Source organism: Paraburkholderia sp. NMBU_R16 (assembly GCF_013282575.1).
GTDB lineage: Bacteria > Pseudomonadota > Gammaproteobacteria > Burkholderiales > Burkholderiaceae > Trinickia.
Genome location: NZ_JAAAYE010000130.1, coordinates 1 through 4245, shown reverse-complemented (window position 1 = coordinate 4245; position 4245 = coordinate 1). Strand labels below are relative to the sequence as shown.

Genomic DNA, 4245 nt, shown 5'->3' with positions numbered 1-4245 from the left:
AGCCGCTTCAGCACGCTGCCCGCGCCGGTGGGCAACGTTGAGCGAGCTTTCTTCGTCTTTGCCATCATCGATGTCCTGCGTTTCAATTCGCACCGATTCTACTCGTCCTCGTTAATGCGACAGAGCCGCCGATAGTGCACCGTTGGCCTGGACGTTGTTCAACGTAATCGCATTGGCCGCGCTCATTGCTATCGCGTTGCCTTGCAGCGAACCGGCTACCGAGAGATCGTGGCCCGCTGTGGCCGTCACGTCCTTCGCAATTCCGCTGGTGCCCCCGACGGTGAGATCGCGCCCGGCGGTCAGCGTAGCGTTGCCCTGGCCTGCCAGGGTGCCGTTCACCGTCAGATCGTTGCCCGCGTTCAGCGTTGTGTCGCCAACCGCATTCGTCGTCCCTGCCAAAGCGACATCGCGCGCAGCTTGCGCGCTGAATGCGCCACCGCTCGTAATCGTGCCGGTGGAAGCGGCGTCGCCTGTCGTGGCCGTCATCGACAAATCGCCGACCGATTGCACGGTGCCGGACGTGGCCACGGTCACGTTGCGTTGCCCGGTCAACGCCACCTGGGCCCCGCCGGCCAGCGTGCCGTTCACAATCACATCGTTCGCGGCCTGAACGGTTGCATTGCCAACCGAGGCAGCGTTGCCGTTGAACGTCACGTCTCCATTGCCGGCGAGACCGCGCGCCGTGACGCCAAACGCGCCGCCTGCCTGCACATCGGCAAACGTCGCACTGTTCGCCGCATCGACTTGCAAGTCGGTCGAAAGCAGCTTGCCCGTGATGTTGAGATCGTGCCCGCTCGTCACCGCGCCGCTTTGCCCGAACGCAATGGAACCGCTGCCCGTCAGGTCGCCTTGCGTCGTCACTGTGCCGTTGCCCTGCACGATGACGACGCCCGGCACGTCCAGCGTGCCGCTCGCGAGCGTCGCATCCGTGCCCACCAGCAGCGTGCCCGGCACACTGAGCGCGCCAGCCACCGTTGCGGTGAGCGCCTTGCCGCTCGCCAGCGATCCCGTCAACGAAACATCATGTCCGGCCGACAGCGTCACATTGTTTTGCGCTGTCGTCTGACCCGCGATCGTGACGTTGTTCCCAGCCGTAACCGATAAATCGGCCCCCGACTGCACGGTGCCATTCGACACCACGTCTCCGGCGGCATTCACGGTATAGCCGCTGCCGGCCACGCCCGCACCCGAGACCGTGACATTCCCCGCACTCGTCATCGACACGTCCTGCTGTGCCGTATGACTGGCCACCGTCAAATCTCCGTTCGAGGACAGCGTCAGATTCCCCGTCGTCGCCGACAAGCCTGCATCAGCCCGAACGCCCATGCCCGCGGCAGTGCCGACCATCGAGATCTGCCCGGCCGTCATCGCCCCGAACGCGGTCGCGTCGATCGCATAACCCTGATTGGCGGCGCCGATTGCGGCCAACGTATTCGCGCTGCCATTGGCGCTCGTGGAATAGGTCGTGCCCGTTGCATCTATAACGCTAGGTTTCACGAGTTGATCGCCGGCAATCACATTGATGCGTGTGCCGGCGTATAACGGCGCATTGATGCCCACGGTCTCGCCGATCAGATCGATCGTGCCGACGGTGCCTTCGATGCCCGAGCCCGGGCCATTCACGCCCGCGTTGCCTTCGATCTGAATGTGCCCACCCTTCACGTCGTAGGCAATGGCCTGAGCGTTCGTGAAGTCCGTCACCGTGCCGCCCGTGCCGGTGAGGAATTGCGGCGTGCCTGTCGTCAGCGTCACGCCTGTCGTATTGGTGAAGCCCGCTCCGCGTACGGCGATGCCGTTCGGATTCGCGATGATGACGCTTGCCGCCGCACCAAAGACTTCGAGCGGGCCGGCCAATACGCTCGCGTAGCCCGCGCCCGTCGATGTCACCTGATTGAGAATGACGCTGGCCGTGCGGCCGTTCAGATTCGGGTTGGCAGCCACGGTGCCGCCCGTGAGCGACGTTCCGCTTTGCAGGCTGTTGTTCAGAATCAACCCGGCTGCGTCGATGTTGAACGTTTGATACTGATTGAGCGAAATGCCCGCGGCATTCGGTGCGGTGATGTTGACGACAGGCACGCCGCCACCGGCGCCCGTCGATTGGACGATCTGCGGTTGAAACGTGATGGGCGCGGTGGGATCGACGATCGGGGCAGCATTAGCCGCCCGCATTGCGATGCGCACTCGCAGACGCAGCGAAGCGATATCCTGAATCGCACGCCAGGCGTCGTCATCTAGCCGATGACTTCCGGCCGCCAGCACGCCCGCCGCCTGACGGCCGGTCTCGACCGTCACGGTAATCGGTCCGACGAACAGGGTCGCGGCAACGAACGCACTCAGCGCGCGTTGCCAGCCACGATAGCGGGCGTGCATGCCACTTTCCGGCGCGCCCGTCTCGGCGTTCGCTTTTAATGCGTCGGATGCGGCGCGTGCCTGCTCCAGACGCTGGAATACACCGCCCTGTCTTGCCCCGTTCGTCATTTTTATTCGCCAACGAGTTGTTTTGTTTTTTACTGACTGCTCATCGCTTATTGCCAAGCCCGCGGCCACGGGCTCGGCTTTGCTTATGCGCTCAGCTGCCGCTTGCCGGTTTCTTCGGCGCTGTCGGCAACAGGTCCTGAGCACGGACCTTCGGCTGTCCGGGCGCGAACACCCACGCCATCGGAATGTTGCCCGGCGTCTGGCCACCGCTATGCACGTATCCGCCGAGTTCGTCGATGATTTCCGACGCATCCCAACCCACGATCTTCGTGGAGATCACCGCATCGTCGTTGAACATCCGAATGTCGCCGGAGTTGTTCCATTTGACGGCGCCGCCACCACCGCCGCCGTAGATAATGACCGGAGCAGTAGTACGGGTCTTGCGCATCATGTTGGGATCGAAGCCGGTGCCGCGCGCGAAGCTGTTCTTCGGAGGCAGCGAGCCAGTCAATGCGGGCGGGATGATCATGAAGTACTTGTAGCCTTCCTGCTGGGTCAGCTCGGCGCAGCGGTACATGAAGTACTTATGGACCTTATCCCTCGACGTATATCCGTTTCCGGAAAACTGCACGTGATAGGTCTGGTCGTCGATCTTCTTTCCCGTATAACCCCCTGTAATGGACGCGGCTTGATAGGGCGTCGCACAACCAGCCAGCGCCGCAATCGCCACAAACGCGCAAAGGGAAGCTGCTCGTCTCATCATCATTTTTTATTTCCCCGTTTCCACTGCCGTTGTTGAAAGTCTTTGATTTCTCATGGCGCACGACTAGCGTTTTATCGATCCGCTCTTCTGTGAATGCCGTGCGCCCGGCGGTTTCCGCTTGCTAGTTGGCCTTTGCCGTCACGGATGTCTCCGGTGTCGCCGATGTCTTGGGCGCTTGTGCCGTGGCGGCCGACACTCCCCGGCTCGCCAGTAAGTCCGCCCGGAACTGGGGAACTAGTCCCATCACCGCTTCATCGAGGCCCTTGATCGCGCGGGGCAGATCGTCTTTCAGTTCCGAAAACGTCGTGTAGTGGTACGGATCGGAAATGCCTTGATTGAACTTCAGGCGATCCTGGAAGATCGGCTCGAACGTATCGGCCTTGAACATCTCGATATTCACCTTGACGTCGCGCGTGTACCACGACATCGAACCGGGAGCGTAATAGCCATTGAGGTTCTGGACGATCATGATCGCGTCCGCTCCCGTGTAGCTCTTGCCGTCGAGCGCCATCACGCGGTCTTTGAGGACGACCTGCGGCATATCGCCCTGGGCCAGTTCCACTTCCTTGATTTCATATCCCTCGGCTCGCAGCTGCGATTCCAGCGCATCGAGGAACTTCCTGTTCAATCCCGTATCGCCGAGCTTTTCGGTGACCAGATCGTTGAACGTCGGGTTGGTTCTATGCGAGGCCGCGCTGATCGCGCCCGAGATCGCACCGGTAACCGCGGCGACGAGCACGCCGGGACCAATGAACATCACGGGACTGGTGCCCGCGCTGAACGCGTAATAGTTCGTCTTCTTTGGAACGTCGACAGCGATCGTTTTAATCGCTTCCATTTTCGCGGAATCGTACTTCGCTCGAGGCGGTGCCGTGCATGCAGTGACGAACGTCAAGCAGACCACTGCCGTCACGAGTCTATTAAGCGATTTCAATTTAGCCTCTTTTGAATTCCGAGTGGGTGATGTTAGCGGGTCAAGGGCGGGCGTAAGCCCGGCGCAGCGAACCCTTGAGGCGCTCTGAATCGACAAGCTGAGGTATGGCTGGTTGCGGCAGAATGCGGCA

The 4245-nt window shown here is 61.5% G+C and carries 3 protein-coding genes; all 3 read right to left on the bottom strand.

Annotation, left to right across the window (positions count from 1 at the left end; genetic code table 11):
• Positions 1-111 precede the first annotated feature (111 nt).
• On the bottom strand, positions 112-2478 hold the full coding sequence (locus GWC77_RS27035) for a filamentous hemagglutinin N-terminal domain-containing protein (protein ID WP_173262368.1): 2367 nt from the start codon (positions 2476-2478) through the stop codon (positions 112-114).
• Between the two features lie 91 nt (positions 2479-2569).
• On the bottom strand, positions 2570-3148 hold the full coding sequence (locus tag GWC77_RS27030) for a hypothetical protein (RefSeq protein ID WP_173262364.1): 579 nt from the start codon (positions 3146-3148) through the stop codon (positions 2570-2572).
• A gap of 154 nt (positions 3149-3302) precedes the next feature.
• The gene (locus tag GWC77_RS27025; RefSeq protein WP_173262361.1) at positions 3303-4019 is read right to left on the bottom strand and encodes a hypothetical protein; all 717 of its coding nucleotides are present in this window, start codon (positions 4017-4019) and stop codon (positions 3303-3305) included.
• Between the last annotated feature and the right edge of the window lie 226 nt (positions 4020-4245).

Coding starts and splice junctions, on each gene's coding strand:
- GWC77_RS27035 (WP_173262368.1), bottom strand. CDS start 2,478: ATGACGAACGGGGCAAGACAGGGCGGTGTATTCCAGCGTCTGGAGCAG.
- GWC77_RS27025 (WP_173262361.1), bottom strand. CDS start 4,019: ATGGAAGCGATTAAAACGATCGCTGTCGACGTTCCAAAGAAGACGAAC.